The organism is uncultured Sphingomonas sp. (assembly GCF_946477935.1).
Classification (GTDB): domain Bacteria; phylum Pseudomonadota; class Alphaproteobacteria; order Sphingomonadales; family Sphingomonadaceae; genus Sphingomonas.
This window is the reverse complement of record NZ_CAMLAC010000070.1, coordinates 1-16,220: the sequence shown is the minus strand read 5'-3', so window position 1 is coordinate 16,220 and position 16,220 is coordinate 1. Positions and strand designations below refer to the sequence as shown.

Genomic DNA, 16,220 nt, shown 5'->3' with positions numbered 1-16,220 from the left:
GTCCGGCGCCGGCCGCGCGCGGAACAGCGCAGTGTGCAACGCCACCGAGACCATGAACAGCAACAGCAGCGCGATGCCGGCGTTGAAGTACGGCCGCTGGTGATACCCCGCCATGATGACGCCGCCGAACAGCAGCAGCGTGACCGGCGCGATCCGCGTCACCATGTCGGCGGCGCCACGCCTGGCGGCAAAGGCGATGGTGAAGCTGAGCAGATACAGCCCCAGCGGCAACACCCACAGCAGCGGCATCGCGACGATGTCGGTGGTGATATAGGTGGATGTCGCCAGCATCAGCCCCGACGGGACCAGCGACAGCGCGATCCAATAGGCGATGCGCCGCGGCGTCGCCGGCGGGGTCACCGCATGCTGCGCCTCGGCCACGGCGCGCGGCGGCAGGCGTAGCGCACAGGCGACGACCAGCAGTACCAACGCGCCGTAACCCAGCGTCCAGATCAGGCTCTGCCCCTTCAGCGCCAGCGCCGGTTCCACCAGCAGCGGATAGGCGATCAGCCCGCCGAAACTGCCGAGGTTGGACGCGGCGTAGAGCGCATAAGGGTCGCGCCCGCCGCTCGCCGCGGCGAACCAGCGCTGGATGAGCGGCGCCTGCGCCGACACCGCAAAGAACAGCGGTCCGATCGACAGGCCGAGCAGCCACGGCACCCAGACGGCGGGATCGGCATCGGCGGGCGGATCCCCTGCGACCAGCCCGATCGGCAACCACAAGGCGGCGATCGCCAAAAGCCCCAGATGGATGCCGGCCTGCACCCGCGGCCGAAACCGCGCCAGTCCGTGCGCATAGGCATATCCGCCGAGCAGCAGCGCCTGATAGACCAGCATCGCCGAATTCCACACGGCAGGCGCACCACCCAGCCGGGGCAGCGCCATGCGCGCCACCATCGGCTGAACCAGGAACAGCAGGAACGATCCCGCCAGGATCGTCGCCACGAACAGCGCGTGGACGGGTCGCGACATGGCTGCCGTAAGGGGGCCTGTGGTAACGGAGGCAGTCGCCGCGGGGGCATCCGCCACGGGAGCCTCGCTCACGCCCCCAGCAGCCGCGCGGCGTACGCCGCATGATAGGTCAGCACGCCCGAGCAGCCGGCGCGCTTGAACGCCATCAGCGTTTCCAGCACCAGCGCGTCGCGGTCCATCGCGCCCGCCGCCGCCGCGGCCTCGATCATCGCATATTCGCCCGACACCTGATAGGCGAAGACCGGCACCTGGAACTCGGACTTCACCCGCAGGATGATGTCCAGATAGGGCAGGCCCGGCTTCACCATCACGCTGTCCGCGCCCTCGCCCAGATCCAGCGCCACCTCGCGCAGCGCCTCCTCGGCATTGGCGGGGTCCATCTGATAGGTCTTCTTGTCCCCCTTCAGCAGCCCGCGGCTGCCCACCGCATCGCGGAACGGGCCGTAAAAGACGCTGGCATATTTGGCGGCGTAGGACATGATCTGGACGTTGTGGAAACCCTCCTCCTCCAGCGCGGCGCGGATCAGGCCGATACGGCCGTCCATCATGTCGGAAGGCGCGATGATATCGGACCCGGCACGTGCCTGGGTCAGCGCCTGCTGTACCAGTGCATCGGCGGTTGTGTCGTTCACCACATAGCCCGCCGCATCGACCAGCCCGTCATGGCCGTGCGTGGTATAGGGATCGAGCGCGACGTCGGTCAGCAGCCCGATCTCGGGCACCGCATCCTTGATCGCCCGGATCGCGCGGCACATCAGATTGTCGGGGTTCAGCGCCTCCTCGCCCCGGTCGGAACGCAGGTGCGGCGGCGTGTTGGGGAACAGCGCCAGGCACGGAATGCCCAGATCGCGCGCCTCGCGCGCGCGCGCGACGATGCCGTCCAGCGACCAGCGCGACACGCCCGGCAGGCTGGCGACGGGTTCCTCGACCCCCTGCCCCTCGGCGATGAACAGCGGCCAGATCAGGTCGGCCGGGGTCAGGACGGTTTCGGCATGGAGCCGGCGGCTCCACCCCGAGGCGCGCGTACGGCGCAGGCGAAGCGCGGGATAAGCGGCGGTCATCGCCACGCTTTGCGGGATCGCGTGGCGCTTGCCAAGCGTTGCGCGCCCGAAAGGAACTGCTCTTGAGAGAAATCCGGTCCGCTGCGATGGTCGTCAATGCCAAGTCCCGCAAGGGGCAGAAGCTGTTCAAGCGCGCCTGTCGGGCGATGTCCGGCCTGCCTTACCAGGTGGATGCCCGCGCGGTGGACGATCCCAAAAATCTGGAAAAGGTGGTAAGGGACGTGCTGGCCGCCAAGCCGGACCTGCTGATCCTGGGCGGCGGCGACGGGACGATCAGCGGCCTGGTCGACCTGATGGTCGGGCATGACGTGATACTGGGCGTGCTGCCGCTGGGCACCGCGAACAGCTTTGCCCGTTCGCTGAACATCCCGCTGACCGTCGACGGCGCGATCGACGTGATCCGGAACGGCGCGCCCCGCCGCATCGATCTGGGGATGATCGACAAGGATTATTACGCCAACTGCGCCGCGATGGGGATCAGCCCCAAGATCGCAGAAACCGTGCCGCACAATCTGAAGAAGATATTCGGCCGCGTCGGCTATCTGGGCTGGGCGGCGTACCAGTTCATGCGGTTCCGCCCGTTCACCCTGATCGTCGGCGAGGGCGCCACCGCGGAACGGCTCCGCGTGGTCGAGGTCCGCATCTCCAACGGGCCTTATCATGGCGGCACCGAACTGGTGGAATCGGCCTCGGTCGATTCGGGCGAGATCGTCGTGCAGGCAGTATGCGGTCATGTGAAACGCCGCCTCATCGCCAACTGGACAGCCAGCATCTTCCGCAGCGAAGCGCGCAAGGAAGAAGTGCGCGAGTTTCGGGCGAGGTCGTTGCGTATCGATACCGAGCCGCGCCTGCCGATCTCGATCGATGGCGAGGTGCTGGCCCATACGCCCGTTACCGCCAAGGTGGCGGCGGGCATCATCGAGGTGATGGCGCCCCGCGACTGACCGGTCACGCCGCGGCGATTACGCCTTGGGTTCGATCGGTTCGTCTGGAGCAAAGCTGCATGAGAGCAGGTTGTGCCCATATGGCGGCGTCGTGATTGCCCTGTCGTGTTCGTCCGGCAAGGGGGCACCCCACAAAGTAGTACTTTGTGGGGTGCCCGTGGAGCGGATCGCAGCAGGTAGCGGCGCTACCTGCAAGGTCTGCGACGCTGCTGGCGGGCGCGACAGGGCAACCGCCAAAGGCGGCGGGCCGATTTGGGCCCAGGGCGGCGTCGCTCGTCGGTCACGATGCAACTGCATCGCTCCACTCCTCGCTTCTTGCCCTGAACCAAAATCGGCTCCGTCACGATGCCGCCATATGGTCACAACCCGCTCTAAATCTCATCCACCCGCTCCGTCCGGCCTGAGCGAAGTCGAAGGCTACGCGCCAGTGGCTGTGCTTCGACTTCAGCGCGAAGCGCTGAAGTTTATCCTGAGCGGCTGGTTTGCCAGCCAGTCGAAGGGCTCAGCAGGAACGGGCCAAGGTAAAGTCATCGCGGTCTACAGCGGTTTCAACCGACCGGCATCTGCTTGGCGGTCGGCTCCTCGCAGGCGATCGTCTGCTCCTCCGCATCCCGCGGGGCGAGCGCCCTGCCCTTTCGCCAGTTGCCCATCCGGTAATAGGCGATCGTCATCACCATCGACGCCAGCGATCCGGCCGGGAAGCTCCACCAGATCGCGTCCGCCCCCCAGGCCGGCGACAGCGCATAGGCCAGCCCCAGCCGCACCGGGAACAGCGCGGCCGCCAGAATGACCAGCGGCGCCACCACCACACCATTGGCACGCATCGTGGCCGACAGCACGATCGATACCCCGAACAGGATGAAGCTGGCCGATCCGATCAGGTTGATCCGCGTCGCCGCGCCGATCGCCTGCCCGTCTCTGCCCAGGAACAGCCACAGCACATGACGGTCGATGGCCGCGACGAGGGCGACCAGCCCACCGGTCAGGGCCAGGTTCAGGATCACCCCGAAGCGGTTGACCCGCTCCACCCGGTCCCACCGATCGGCGCCGATATTCTGCGCCACCATCGCACTGACCGCGCCGCCCACCGCCATCGCGGGCATCTGGATATAGGTCCATAGCTGGCTGGCCGCACCGTACGCGGCGGTAATCGTCGTCCCCTCGCGGTTGACCAATCCGATCATCGCCAACGCCGATCCGGTCGCCACCAGCATCTGCAACCCCATCGGCACCCCCTTGGTGACCAGCGGCTTCAGCAGCGCCGGGTCGGGCCGCAGATAGCGCCACTCAGGCCCCCGCAGCCGCACGACGAGATCGCGGCGATAGACGAAGACCAACATCGCGACAAAGGACAGCGTGTTGGCGATCACCGTGGCCAAGGCAGAGCCGGTGATCCCCATCGCCGGAAACGGACCGACGCCGACGATCAGCAGCGGATTCAACCCGGCATCCAGCACCGCGCCCAGCGCCAGGAACTTCAGCGGCGTGATCGCATCCCCGGTACCGCGCAGTGCCATGCTGACCAGTACCGACAGGAACCCGGTCGGCATCGAGACGAAGATGACGCGCAGATAGGCCAGCGCCAGCGGATAGGCCTCGGCCGGCGTGCCCAGCGCGGTCAGGATCGCCGGCGCCGCCAGCCATCCCACGACCGCCACCAAAGTCGACAGCACCGCGAACAGCCCCAGCGTTGTGCCGAACACACGGCGCATACCGTCGATATCGCCGCGCCCGGCCGCCTGCCCGATCATGATCGTCGCCGCCATGCCGAAGCCGAACACCGCCGACACCAGCAGGAACAGCACCAGATTGGCGTTGGTCGTGGCGGCCAGCGCACGCTCGCCGAGAAACTGGCCGATCCACACCGCATTGATCGATCCGTTGATCGACTGAAGAATGCTCGACCCCAGCGTCGGCAGTGCGAACAGCAGCAGCGTGCGGCCGATCGGCCCGCTCGTCAGGTCGCGTTGTCCGGGGCGGGTTGCCGCTGCGCTCAAGGGCTTGCATCCTGTTTTGCCATTTCCGCACCAATCGCGCGCGCCATGTCGCCGATCTGGAAGCTGGGGAAGCGATTGCCCGCACCGCGATAGGTGCCGAGCAGATAGCCGCGGTCGAACGCGGTCATCTCGGTCGGCGGCACGGTGCCCTCGTCGAACAGGGTTAGGATGGTCGAGGCGCCCGCATTGCGGCGTGGCTTGGTTTCGGCAAAGGCGCGTATCGCGGCATAATCGGCGATCTGCGTGATCAGCTTGCCGGCCACCGCCTTGCGCTCGATGATCACGACCGAGGACAGCATGTCCTGTCGGATCGGTAGCGCGGTGCGCGTTGCCGTCGGAACCTTCAACTGCGGCACGTCGCCGGGAAAATCGATCTGCAACCGGTCTCCGTCGCGCGAACGCGCCTCCACCGCGCTCCATGCATAGGCCGGCCCCGGCTCCTTCAGCAGCGTTCTCACCTGTTGCAAGCTCAGACTGCGCATCAGGCCGGACATACGCCTGGCGAGATGCTCGATCCCGGCATGGCTGTCATCGATAAACAGCACCAGCACATTGGGACTGCACTTGGCCTTGCCGTTCATCGGCACGCGCGCGGCCTCCGCCACCTCGACCATGCGGTCCAAAATCGCCGCACCGGCCTTGGGGTCCAGCCCCATCGTGCCCAGGCAGACGGGATCGGTGAAGCGGGCGATCGGCTTGTCGTAACCCGGATGGCCGGCGATGGCATCGACCTGCCTGCGCAGTTCGTCGCCCTTGGGGGCATGCCGCCCGGTGACGATCAACTCGTCGCCCCGTTGCGGCACCGACGCGGGCGGCGTCGATTGCGCCGCGACGCCCGCCGCCCACAGCCCGATCCATCCCAAAGCCCGGAACCGCATCCTGCCTTCCTCCCAAAAGGCGCCCGCGGAGATGCGGACGTTCGGTTACATGCCGTTACGCCGCCAGTGCCTCCCGTACCGCGGCGAGCGCGTCCGCGCCCTTGTCACCATCTGGTCCACCGCCCTGCGCCATGTCGGGCCGGCCACCGCCGCCCTGCCCGCCCAGCACGGCTACCGCCTTGCGGAGCAGGTCGACCGCATTGAACCGCGCGACCAGATCATCGGTAATGCCCACCGCGACCGAGGCGCGGCCGTCGTTCACCGCGACCATCACCGCGACGCCCGAACCGAGCCGCTGCTTGGCATCGTCCACCGCGCCGCGCAGGCCCTTGGCCTCGAACCCGTCCAGCACCTGGCCGATGAAGGCCACGTCGCCGATCTGCTCGGGACCTGCGGGCCCACCGGCACCGCCACCCATCGCCAGCGCCTTTTTCGCCTCGGCCAGTTCGCGCTCCAGCCGGCGTCGCTCCTCGATCAGCGCGGCGACGCGGGCGGGAACATCGTCGGGCGCGGTCTTGAGCGCAGTCGCCGCCTCGCGCAGCTTCTCGTCGCGTGCCGACAGATAGCTGCGCGCCGCCTCACCGGTCAACGCCTCGACGCGGCGCACCCCGCTCGACACCGCACCCTCGGACACGATCTTGAACAGCCCGATCTCGCCCAGCGCGCCGACATGCGTGCCGCCGCACAGCTCGATCGAATAGGTGCCGTCGGCATCCTCGCCCATCGAAACGACGCGGACCTCGTCGCCGTATTTCTCGCCGAACAGCGCCATGGCGCCCATCGCGATCGCATCGTCCGGGGTCATCAGGCGCGTCGTCACCGAACCGTTGCCACGCACCTGCGCGTTCACCGCAGCCTCGACTACCGCGATATCGTCGGCGCCGACGGCCACGGGCTGCGAGAAGTCGAAGCGCAGGCGCTCGGGCGCGACGAGCGATCCCTTCTGCGCGACATGGCTGCCCAGCCGCTCGCGCAAGGCTTCGTGCAGCAGGTGCGTCGCCGAGTGATTGGCGCGGATCTGCGCGCGGCGCGCGATATCGATCGCCAGCTTGACGGAATCGCCGACCTTGATCTCCCCCGCCTCGACCTGCGCATGGTGGACAAACACCCGGCCAAGCTGCTTGGAGGTGTCGGTGACGGCGGCGCGAAGGCCCGCATCGTTCGAAATGCTGCCCGCATCGCCCACCTGCCCGCCGCTCTCGCCATAGAAGGGCGTCTGGTTGACGACGATCGCGACCGTATCGCCGGTCGTGGCATGATCGACGCGCGCACCGTCCTTGATCAGCGCCAGCACCTCGCCCTCGCCGGTGTCGGAGGCATAGCCCAGGAATTCGGTCGATCCGGTTTCCTCGGCGATGTCGAACCACAGATCGTCCGACGCCTTGGCGCCCGATCCCTTCCACGCGGCGCGCGCGGCGCGCTTCTGCTCGGCCATCGCCGCGTCGAAACCGGCACGGTCGACCGACAGGCCCTGCGCGCGCAGCGCATCCTCGGTCAGGTCATAAGGGAAGCCGTAGGTGTCGTAGAGCTTGAACGCGGTCTCGCCGGCCAGCGTCGCACCCTCGCCCATGCCGGCAGTCGCCTCGTCGAGCAGCTTCAGTCCCTTGTCGAGCGTCTGGCGGAAGCGCGTCTCCTCCTGCCGCAGCGTCGCCTCGATCAGCGGCTGCGCGCGGAACAGTTCCGGATACGCCGCCCCCATCTCGGTGACGAGCGCGGGCACCAGCCGGTGCATCAGCGGCTCCTTCGCACCCAGCAGATGCGCATGCCGCATCGCCCGCCGCATGATCCGGCGCAGCACATATCCACGCCCCTCATTGGCAGGCAGCACCCCATCCGCCACCAGGAAACCCGCCGAACGCAGGTGATCGGCGATGACGCGGTGGCTCGCCGTCTGCGCGCCTTCCGCCTTGGTGTGCGTCAGCTCACACGACGCTTCGATCAGCGCCTTGAACGTGTCCGTATCGTAATTGTCGTGGACGCCCTGCAGGACGGCCGCGACGCGCTCCAGCCCCATGCCGGTGTCGATCGACTTCTTGGGCAGTTCGCCAATGATCTCGTTCGCTTCCTGCTCATATTGCATGAAGACGAGGTTCCAGATCTCGACAAAGCGGTCGCCATCCTCTTCCGGGCTGCCGGGAGGACCGCCATAGATATGCTCGCCGTGATCGTAGAAGATTTCGGAGCACGGCCCGCACGGACCGTTCTCGCCCATCACCCAGAAATTGTCCTTGGTGGGGATGCGGATGATCTTGTGATCGGGAAGCCCTGCGATCTTCTTCCACAGGTCGAACGCCTCGTCGTCGGTGTGGTAGACGGTGGCGGTCAGCTTCTCCGCGGGAATGCCCCAGACCTTGGTCAGCAGCGTCCAGGCGTGGGTGATCGCCTGTTCCTTGAAATAGTCGCCGAACGAGAAGTTGCCGAGCATTTCAAAGAAGGTGTGATGCCGGGCAGTGTAGCCGACATTGTCCAGATCGTTATGCTTGCCGCCGGCCCGCACGCATTTCTGCGAACTGGTCGCAGTGGAATAGGGCCGCGATTCCAGCCCGGTGAACACGTTCTTGAACGGCACCATGCCCGCATTCACGAACATCAGCGTCGGATCGTTCTGCGGCACGAGCGGCGCGGAGGGCACGATCTGGTGCCCCTGTTCGCCGAAATAGTCGAGAAAGCCGCGGCGGATGTCGTTGGTCGAGGTCATGGGACAGCGGCTTAGAGGCTGTTTGAAAACGTGCCAAGGCACGTTTTGCGGTGCCCGCCGGGACGCGCGCGCCCTCAGCGACGGGCCCTTCCCTCTCCCACCGGGAGAGGGAGGGAGCGGCAAAGCCGCGGAAGGGTGAGGGCGATCAGCGCGGCACGGTCGCGGGCGGCAGGCGGTGCCCGCCCAGCGGCTGGTCCAGGTCGTGCGGCGGCTGGCTGAACCAGCGAGGCCCGGCCTCGGTCATGTAGAAACAGTCCTCCAGCCGGATGCCGAACCTGCCCGGCAGATACAGCCCCGGTTCGTCCGAAAAACACATGCCAGGCGCCAGCGGCGTCGCCTCGCCGCGCACCAGATTGACCGGCTCGTGCCCGTCCATGCCGATACCGTGCCCGGTGCGGTGCGACAGCCCGGGGAGCTTGTAGTCGGGACCATAGCCCAGCTTCGCGTAGAAGCGCCGCACGGCATCGTCCACATGCCCCGCAGCCACGCCGACCCTGGCGGTCGCAAAGGCCAGTTGCTGCGCCTGCGCCACCTGCTCCCACACGGTACGTTGCGCCTTGCTGGCAGCACCATGCACCCAGGTGCGCGACACGTCCGACTGATAGCCCTGCACCGTGCAGCCGCAATCCATCAGCACCACCTGCCCGTCGCCCACGCGGTGCACCTGCTTCGATCCGTGCGGATAGGCCGACGCCTCCCCGATCAGCACCAGGCTGAACTCCGGCGCGCCGCCCAGCGCCCGCGTCGCCGCATTCATCAGCGCGGCGATGTCCGCCCCGGTCATGCCCGCCTCGACGCGCGGGAACACGAAGCGATACGCCGCCATCGTCACGTCCGTCGCCATCTGCATCAGCGCGATCTCGGCCGGCGTCTTCACCATGCGGCATCCGCGCACCACCGGATTGGCCGACACCAGCTTCGCCTCCGGCAGCGCCCGCGCCAGTCCGTCGAACGCGAAGAAACGCGCGGTTTCCTCGATGCCGATCGTGCCGCCCGCCAGCTTGCGGTCGCGCAGGAAACCGGCGACCACCGCCAGCGGATCCTGATCCTCCTGCCACACCCGCACCTCCGCCGGCACGCCCAGCGTCTCGCGGACCGAAGGCTCCTCGAAGAACGGCGTGACGATGCACGGCTGGCCCTCGACCGGCAGGATCGCCGCGGTCAGCCGCTCGCTGCGCCCCCAGCGCACGCCGGTGAAGTAGATCAGCGACGATCCCGGCTCGATCAGCACCGCGCCGATCCCGTTCGCCCGCATCAGGGCTTGCGCCCGCGCCAGCCGGGCCGCGCGCTCGGCCGCATCGATCGGCTTTGCCCTGGTGGTTATGTCGCGCAGCATCGACAGGTCGGTATCGGCTGCCCGCAACAACCCCGGACGGGCGAGAAGCGGCAGGGCGGCGGCACCGGCGATCAGCGTCCGGCGGGAAAGAACAGCGGGCATGGCCCATGCGATACGGTTCTTGACCGCGCGGCCGCAATCCCCTTGGTAGCAGCCTCGTATTTCCGGGGAGCGGGTATTTTGGCGAAGCGGTTGACGCGGTTCATCCTTCTGGGGCTGGTTCTCGGCCTTGTCGTCGGCTGGGCGATCAATGCGGGACTGTCGGACGGCACGCCCGAGGCGGCCGCGCGGCTGAAGGCGATCGCCGGCTGGTTCTCGGTGCTGACCACCATCTTCCTGCATCTGATCAAGATGATCATCGCGCCGCTCGTCTTCGGCACGCTCGTCGTCGGTATCGCGCATATGGGCGATACCGGCGCGCTGGGGCGCGTCGGACTGAAGTCGCTGCTGTGGTTCGTCAGCGCCAGCCTGTTGTCGCTGACGCTGGGCCTGATCCTGGTCAACCTGCTGCAACCCGGCGTCGGCCTCAACCTGCCATTGCCGCCCGCCGGCCAGGGAAGCGGGCTGGACAAGACCGCCTTCGACGCCGCCAAGGTCATCACCCACATCTTCCCGACCTCGATCATCGAGGCGATGGCGACCAACGATATCCTCCAGATCGTCGTCTTCTCGGTCTTTGCCGGCGTCGCGATCACCGCGGTGGGCGAGCGGGCGGCGCCGCTCGTCAAGGCGGCCGAGGCGCTGGTCGCGGTCATGCTCCAGATCACCGACTATGTGATGCGCTTTGCCCCCGTCGCGGTGTTCGCGGCGGTGGCGGCGACTTTGGTCGAACAGGGGCCGGGCGTGATCGGCCGCCTCGCCTATTTCATGGGCTCGGTCTATGTCGGCCTCGCCGTGCTGTGGGCGGTGCTGATCGGTATCGCCTTCCTCCTCGTCGGCCCACGCATCCGCCTGCTGCTGCGCTACGTCCGCGACCCCGCCCTGCTCGCCTTCTCCACCGCCTCGTCCGAAGCCGCCTTCCCCCGCACGCTGGAGGCGCTGGACCGGTTCGGCGTGCCCCCGCGCATCGCCAGTTTCGTGCTGCCGCTAGGCTATTCGTTCAATCTAGACGGATCGATGATGTACATGACCTTCGCGTCGCTGTTCATCGCGCAGGCTTACGGCATCGACCTGTCGCTCGGCACGCAGATCGCGATGCTGCTGACCTTGATGATCACCTCCAAGGGGATAGCGGGCGTACCCCGCGCCAGCCTGGTGGTGATCGCCGCCACCCTGGCGCAGTTCGACCTGCCGGAAGCCGGCCTCCTCCTCGTCCTCGCCATCGACCATTTCCTCGACATGGGCCGCTCCGCCACCAACGTCCTCGGCAATGCGATCGCCGCCACCGTGGTGTCGAAATGGGAAGGCGGGCTCGATCCGCTGGAACCTGCCGAGATCGAGCCGCTCCACGCACCGAGCGGGCATGGCCCGGCCAGGGACGTCGACAGCTTCCGCGACATCGGTCGCTAAAAACGAGGATCAGGCGAAGGCGTAGGGGCCACCCTTCGCCAACGCCGCCTGATAGGCAGGCCGGGCATGGATCTTGCCCAGCCATGCCATCGTCGCCGGGCGACTTTCGTTCAGCCCGCCGCGCTGGCGTGCCGCTTCCAGTGGAAAGCTCATCATGATGTCGGCCGCGGTCATCTGGTCGCCCGCGAACCAGGGCCGCCGCGCCAGTTCCGCCTCCACATAGTCCAGGTGCCGGTCGAGCATCGGCTGCACCCGCTTCATCGCTGCCTTGCCCATCAGGGGAATACGGCCGAGCACCAGCAGCAGGAGCAACGGCGGCATCAGCGATCCTTCGGCATAGTGCAGCCAGAAGCGATACCGCAGCGCCGCCTCCCGGTGCGACGGCGCCCCCAGCCGCCCGTCCGCCTTCTCCACCAGATATTCGACGATCGCGCCGGTCTCCGCCACCACCGCGCCGTCATCCTCGATCACCGGCGACTTGCCCAGCGGATGCACCGCACGCAATTCGCGCGGCGCCAGCATCGTCTTGGGGTCCCGCTCGTAGCGTTTTACCTCATAGGGCAGCCCCAGTTCCTCCAGCATCCACAGGATGCGTTGCGAGCGGCTGTTCTCCAGATGATGGACGACGATCATGCGGCCTCCCCTGCTGTCGCGGTCCAGATCCAGATGGCCGCGGTAAAATCGATCGCCCCGTCCACCACGCGCGAACCGAGCAGGGAGCGCAAACGCGTCTCCAGGGCAGAACGCTCCCCCGGGTCCGCATTGGCAAGCGGCGTCGCTGCCGGCCCGATCCGGGCGAAGAAGCCGAGCGCATCCTCGACCGGATCGCCTCCCCCACCGACGCGGTAGGCAACGTCATGCGGCGCCGCCCGGATATTCGTCCATCCGGCCCGGCCAAGCAGATCACGGGTGAAGCCATGATCGGCCAGGCCGAACGGACCGGGCGTATAGTCGGGCGACACCGACGACGCAGCGCCAACCGCGGCATCGAGCGCCACCGCCCAGTCATTCTCCGCCCGCGCCCGAAAGCACGAAAAGACCAGCGCCGCGCCCGGACGCATCGCCGCACGCATCCGCGCAAAGGCGGCAAGAGGATCGTCGAAGAACATCACGCCGTGGCGTGATACGATCATGTCGAGCGGTTCCAACGCCGGCAGGATCGCGAGCGCATCCCCTTGCGCGAAAGCGACATTGCCGTGCCCCTCGCCACGCATGCGTGCCGCGCCGAGCAGATCGGGCGAAAGGTCGAGCCCGGTGACACGCAGGTCCGGACGCATCGCGGCCAGGGCAAGCGTCGTGCTTCCGGCGCCGCAGCCGACATCGACGGCATGGCCGCTTCGTGGCGCGCACGCTTCGATCGCCGCATTCAGGCGCTCGGCAACGCCCCCCAATGCGCGATCGGTGCGGCGCCATTCCTGCGCCCACACCTGCCCGACACGGGTCTGCCATTCGGAGCGTCCGGTCATGCGTGATTTTCCTGTTCGGCCATCGGGGCTGCAACATGCCCCGTCCCACAAACGACGAAGGGCCCGCCGGATCGGCAGGCCCTTCTTGTATCGGATTCGGCGTGATGCAGAGGGACATGCCGGGTCCCGCGCCCCCTCGCAAAAAGGGCGCGAGGCAACGGATGCCTCAGGCGTCGTCCTCGGCATCCGGACCGGTCATCATCTCCTCGGCCACCTTGTCGGTACGCTGACGGATGGCGCGTTCCAGGCGATCCGCCATTTCCGGGTTTTCGCGCAGGTACGTCTTGGCGTTCTCACGTCCCTGCCCGATCCGGACCGAGTCGTAGGAGAACCAGCTACCCGACTTCTCGACCAGCCCGGCCTTCACGCCCAGATCGAGGATCTCGCCGATCTTGGAGATGCCCTCGCCATACATGATGTCGAACTCGACCTGCTTGAACGGCGGTGCGACCTTGTTCTTGACCACCTTTACGCGGGTCGCGTTGCCGGTCACTTCCTCGCGGTCCTTGATCGCGCCGGTGCGGCGGATGTCGAGACGCACGGACGCATAGAATTTCAGCGCGTTGCCGCCCGTCGTCGTCTCCGGGTTGCCGTACATCACGCCGATCTTCATGCGAAGCTGGTTGATGAAGATCACCATGCACCGCGAACGGCTGATCGAGCCGGTCAGCTTGCGCAGGGACTGCGACATCAGGCGGGCCTGAAGGCCGACATGGCTGTCGCCCATCTCGCCCTCGATTTCCGCGCGCGGGACGAGTGCCGCCACCGAGTCGACCACCAGCACGTCGATCGCGTTGGAGCGCACCAGCGTGTCGGTGATCTCCAGCGCCTGCTCGCCGGTATCGGGCTGCGACACGATCAGCTCGTCGATGTTGACGCCCAGCTTCTTGGCATAGACCGGGTCCAGCGCATGCTCGGCATCGACGAACGCGGCGGTGCCGCCATTCTTCTGCGCCTCTGCGATGACATGGAGCGCCAGCGTTGTCTTGCCCGACGATTCAGGGCCATAGACCTCGATCACGCGGCCGCGCGGCAAGCCGCCGACGCCGAGCGCGATGTCGAGCCCCAGCGAGCCCGTAGAGATCGCCTCGACCTGCATCGCTTCCTTCTGGCCCAGCTTCATCGCGGAGCCCTTGCCGAAGGCGCGGTCGATCTGTGCCAGCGCGGCGTCTAGCGCCTTTTGGCGGTCTGCATTGAGGGTTGCCATGCCGGTATCGATCACTTTCAGATTGGCGGCCATCAGAAGCTCCCTTCGCTAGAGCATGCTGTTTCTACGTTCAATTGCTGACCGCTATGTACGCTCTTTGTTCCTCGGGAACAAGGATGGAACATGAAGATTTTTCGCGTGCCGCCCGGCGATCGGCGCGCCCGCTTCCCTGATGCCGTCGATGCCGCTAACGCGCGCAATCATGACCCGCGACGACCTTATCGATATCCTTCTCGCAACACTCGTAAAACAGGTGGGCGGCACCCGCCGCCGCTGGCGGATCGTGCTGGGCGACGTGCGGGTGTACAGCGCTGAGACGCACCCCCACTGCAACTGGTCCCTCGCCCCCGCCGGCACCGCTGGCGAGAACGCCGCGGTCGAACGCACGCTCGACGATCTGCGCGGTCGCTACCCGATCGTCACCTGACGATCACGCTCAGCCCTCCCGCCGATCCCCATCCTGAAACCGGTAAACGCTCAGCCCCGGCAACCCTGTCGCAATCTCGCCCGCATCCAATTGCGCGATGACATGCCGCATGTCGCGCGCGCCGCGCTGCCACCGCTCGCCGATCGAGCGCGCCGAAAAGTCCAGCGCCTTGCCCGACACTTCCCGCTCCTCGCCGCCATAGGCCATGTGGATCAACGTCACGGCGCGCGGCGTCTCGCCGGGTATCCGAGTCCGTAATGCATACTCGCGCTGCCACCCCGCGATTGCCCGCCGCGCCTGACAGGCAAAGGCCAGGTCCTGCATCCGCTGCAGCGAATCGCCCAGCGTCCGCGCCGCACCACCCTCCAGCGGCAACAGGTCGACCGCGATGCACAGCAGATCGCCTTCCCCCGGCTCCGCCAGTACCAGGTCGACCGGCAGGTTCGCCGCAGTTCCACCATCGACCAGGTCGCGCCCATCGACGGTTACCGGCGGAAACAGCGGCAACAGGGCACCACTTGCCCGCACATGATCCACCATCACGCGTCGGTCGCGCGTGTCGAATATCCGCTCCGCACCCGTCTCCAGATCGACCGCCAGCGCGGCGTAGCGCATCGTCCCGTCGTTCAGCCGATCGATATCGACCAGCCGGGCGATGCTCCGCCCCAATGGCGAGGAGTCGTACAACGCCTGCGTGCCCATCGGCCATGTGCCGGGGCCACGCGGCGCGAACACGTCGCCGCGTCCCCACAACAGGGCCTCCGCCACACTGGCGGTCCGCCGTGCCGTCTCACCCGGTCCGACCGGCAATCCGCCGCCCTCAGCGGGCCGCCAGAACTCGCGCAACCGGCCCAGCCGCGCCTCGGGGGCATTGCCGCAGATCAGCGCCCCGTTGACCGCACCGATCGAGGTGCCCGCGATCCATTCCGGTACGACACCCGCCGCTTGCAACGCCTCGAACACGCCCGCCTGATACGCGCCCAGCGCATTGCCCCCACCCAGCACCAGGGCGACGCGGGGCCGCGCACCATCATCCTCGGTCCAACTGTTCATCGATTCCAGCCTTCTGCCATGCCGCCACCGTTCGCCGCATCGCATGAACCAACGCATTGCTATCGAGTTGTGGCAGATAGTGCAGCCAAATCAATGGCTTATAACAACATGCGTTAGTGGCTTTCGTTCCGGAGGAAGGGATCTATGTCATCAACGGTACTGAACATCGTCAAACCCCCTGAGGATATTCCGGGCGTCAGTGCCTATGTGCTTGGCCTGCGCGAAGAACTGCTGGGCAGCGCGATGAAGCGGCTCGGCCGGTTTGATCTCGGCGATCTGAGCGTGGACATCTGCCAGGGCGCGGACTCGGTGTGGCTGATCATCCGCCGGCCGAAAAAGGGCGGGCTGGCCCTGCGCGCCGCCTACACCCCCGATGGCGGGTTCAAGGTCCGCAAGCTTGCGCCTGAACAGCATGAGGTGCTGCGGCTGGAGGCGGACAGCGTCGTTGGCCGGCACGTCATCGCGCTGCGCACGTCGGAGGCCGATCTCCACCGGCTGCAGATGCGGGTATGGCTGACCCCGCGCGCGCCGCTGCTGATTCCGTTCCACCCGCGCGACTGCTATGTGCTGGGCGCCGACGACGATCCGCTGACCGCGCACGGCAAGGTCGAGGCGGCCCAGCGCGGCGTGAATAGCGGTCTGATCTATTTCCGCTTCGAGGAGCCCGCCTTC

12 protein-coding genes and 2 pseudogenes are annotated in these 16,220 nt (G+C 67.1%); 4 read left to right on the top strand and 10 right to left on the bottom strand.

Translation table 11 applies throughout. The annotated features are described in order from the left end of the window. Positions 1-972 (bottom strand): annotated as a pseudogene (locus Q0U08_RS09590) (hypothetical protein); the annotation flags it as partial. 68 nt (positions 973-1,040) lie between these two features. Further along, a complete protein-coding gene (hemB, locus tag Q0U08_RS09585; protein WP_298091216.1) occupies positions 1,041-2,033 on the bottom strand; it encodes a porphobilinogen synthase in 993 nt (330 codons plus the stop codon). 86 nt (positions 2,034-2,119) lie between these two features. On the opposite strand from hemB, the gene Q0U08_RS09580 reads away from it, so the two are divergent. Further along, positions 2,120-2,977, top strand: coding sequence for a diacylglycerol kinase family protein (locus Q0U08_RS09580; protein ID WP_298091218.1), 858 nt, complete (start codon positions 2,120-2,122; stop codon positions 2,975-2,977). A 548-nt stretch (positions 2,978-3,525) separates the two neighbouring features. Here Q0U08_RS09580 and Q0U08_RS09575 read toward each other — a convergent pair. The 4 genes from Q0U08_RS09575 to Q0U08_RS09560 form a co-directional block, all read right to left on the bottom strand. Continuing rightward, positions 3,526-4,974: an MATE family efflux transporter gene (locus Q0U08_RS09575; RefSeq protein WP_298091214.1), complete on the bottom strand. Its 1,449-nt coding sequence runs from the start codon at positions 4,972-4,974 to the stop codon at positions 3,526-3,528. Then, positions 4,971-5,852, bottom strand: a complete 882-nt coding sequence (locus Q0U08_RS09570) for a hypothetical protein (RefSeq protein ID WP_298091213.1) — start codon at positions 5,850-5,852, stop codon at positions 4,971-4,973. Before Q0U08_RS09570 ends, Q0U08_RS09575 begins: the two co-directional genes overlap by 4 nt. Before the next feature lie 55 nt (positions 5,853-5,907). Beyond that, entirely contained in the window at positions 5,908-8,550 is a 2,643-nt protein-coding gene (gene alaS / locus Q0U08_RS09565) for an alanine--tRNA ligase (RefSeq protein WP_298091211.1), read from the bottom strand. A 145-nt stretch (positions 8,551-8,695) separates the two neighbouring features. Then, positions 8,696-9,988 (bottom strand): Xaa-Pro peptidase family protein, encoded by a 1,293-nt coding sequence (locus tag Q0U08_RS09560; RefSeq protein WP_298091210.1) that lies wholly within the window; start codon positions 9,986-9,988, stop codon positions 8,696-8,698. Positions 9,989-10,066: 78 nt separating this feature from the next. Between Q0U08_RS09560 and Q0U08_RS09555 the strand changes: the two genes are divergently transcribed. After that, positions 10,067-11,395 carry a dicarboxylate/amino acid:cation symporter gene (locus Q0U08_RS09555; RefSeq protein WP_298091208.1) on the top strand — a complete coding sequence of 443 codons (1,329 nt, stop codon included), beginning with the start codon at positions 10,067-10,069 and terminating at the stop codon, positions 11,393-11,395. 9 nt (positions 11,396-11,404) lie between these two features. Here the strand turns inward: Q0U08_RS09555 and Q0U08_RS09550 are convergent, their stop codons facing one another. From Q0U08_RS09550 to recA, 3 genes are all read right to left on the bottom strand, one after another. Next, positions 11,405-12,028, bottom strand: a complete 624-nt coding sequence (locus Q0U08_RS09550; protein WP_298091207.1) for a glutathione S-transferase family protein — start codon at positions 12,026-12,028, stop codon at positions 11,405-11,407. Continuing rightward, positions 12,025-12,861 carry a trans-aconitate 2-methyltransferase gene (locus Q0U08_RS09545; RefSeq protein ID WP_298091205.1) on the bottom strand — a complete coding sequence of 279 codons (837 nt, stop codon included), beginning with the start codon at positions 12,859-12,861 and terminating at the stop codon, positions 12,025-12,027. The genes Q0U08_RS09550 and Q0U08_RS09545 overlap by 4 nt, the downstream gene beginning before the upstream one ends. Positions 12,862-13,027: 166 nt before the next feature. Beyond that, positions 13,028-14,101 (bottom strand): recombinase RecA, encoded by a 1,074-nt coding sequence (recA, locus tag Q0U08_RS09540; RefSeq protein ID WP_112383519.1) that lies wholly within the window; start codon positions 14,099-14,101, stop codon positions 13,028-13,030. A gap of 169 nt (positions 14,102-14,270) precedes the next feature. Here recA and Q0U08_RS09535 point away from each other — a divergent pair, with 169 nt between their 5' ends. Continuing rightward, positions 14,271-14,495 carry a hypothetical protein gene (locus tag Q0U08_RS09535; RefSeq protein ID WP_298091204.1) on the top strand — a complete coding sequence of 75 codons (225 nt, stop codon included), beginning with the start codon at positions 14,271-14,273 and terminating at the stop codon, positions 14,493-14,495. 9 nt (positions 14,496-14,504) lie between these two features. Here the strand turns inward: Q0U08_RS09535 and Q0U08_RS09530 are convergent, their stop codons facing one another. After that, positions 14,505-15,548: a patatin-like phospholipase family protein gene (locus tag Q0U08_RS09530; protein WP_298091203.1), complete on the bottom strand. Its 1,044-nt coding sequence runs from the start codon at positions 15,546-15,548 to the stop codon at positions 14,505-14,507. A gap of 144 nt (positions 15,549-15,692) precedes the next feature. Here Q0U08_RS09530 and Q0U08_RS09525 point away from each other — a divergent pair. After that, positions 15,693-16,220, top strand: a pseudogene (locus tag Q0U08_RS09525) (hypothetical protein); the annotation flags it as partial.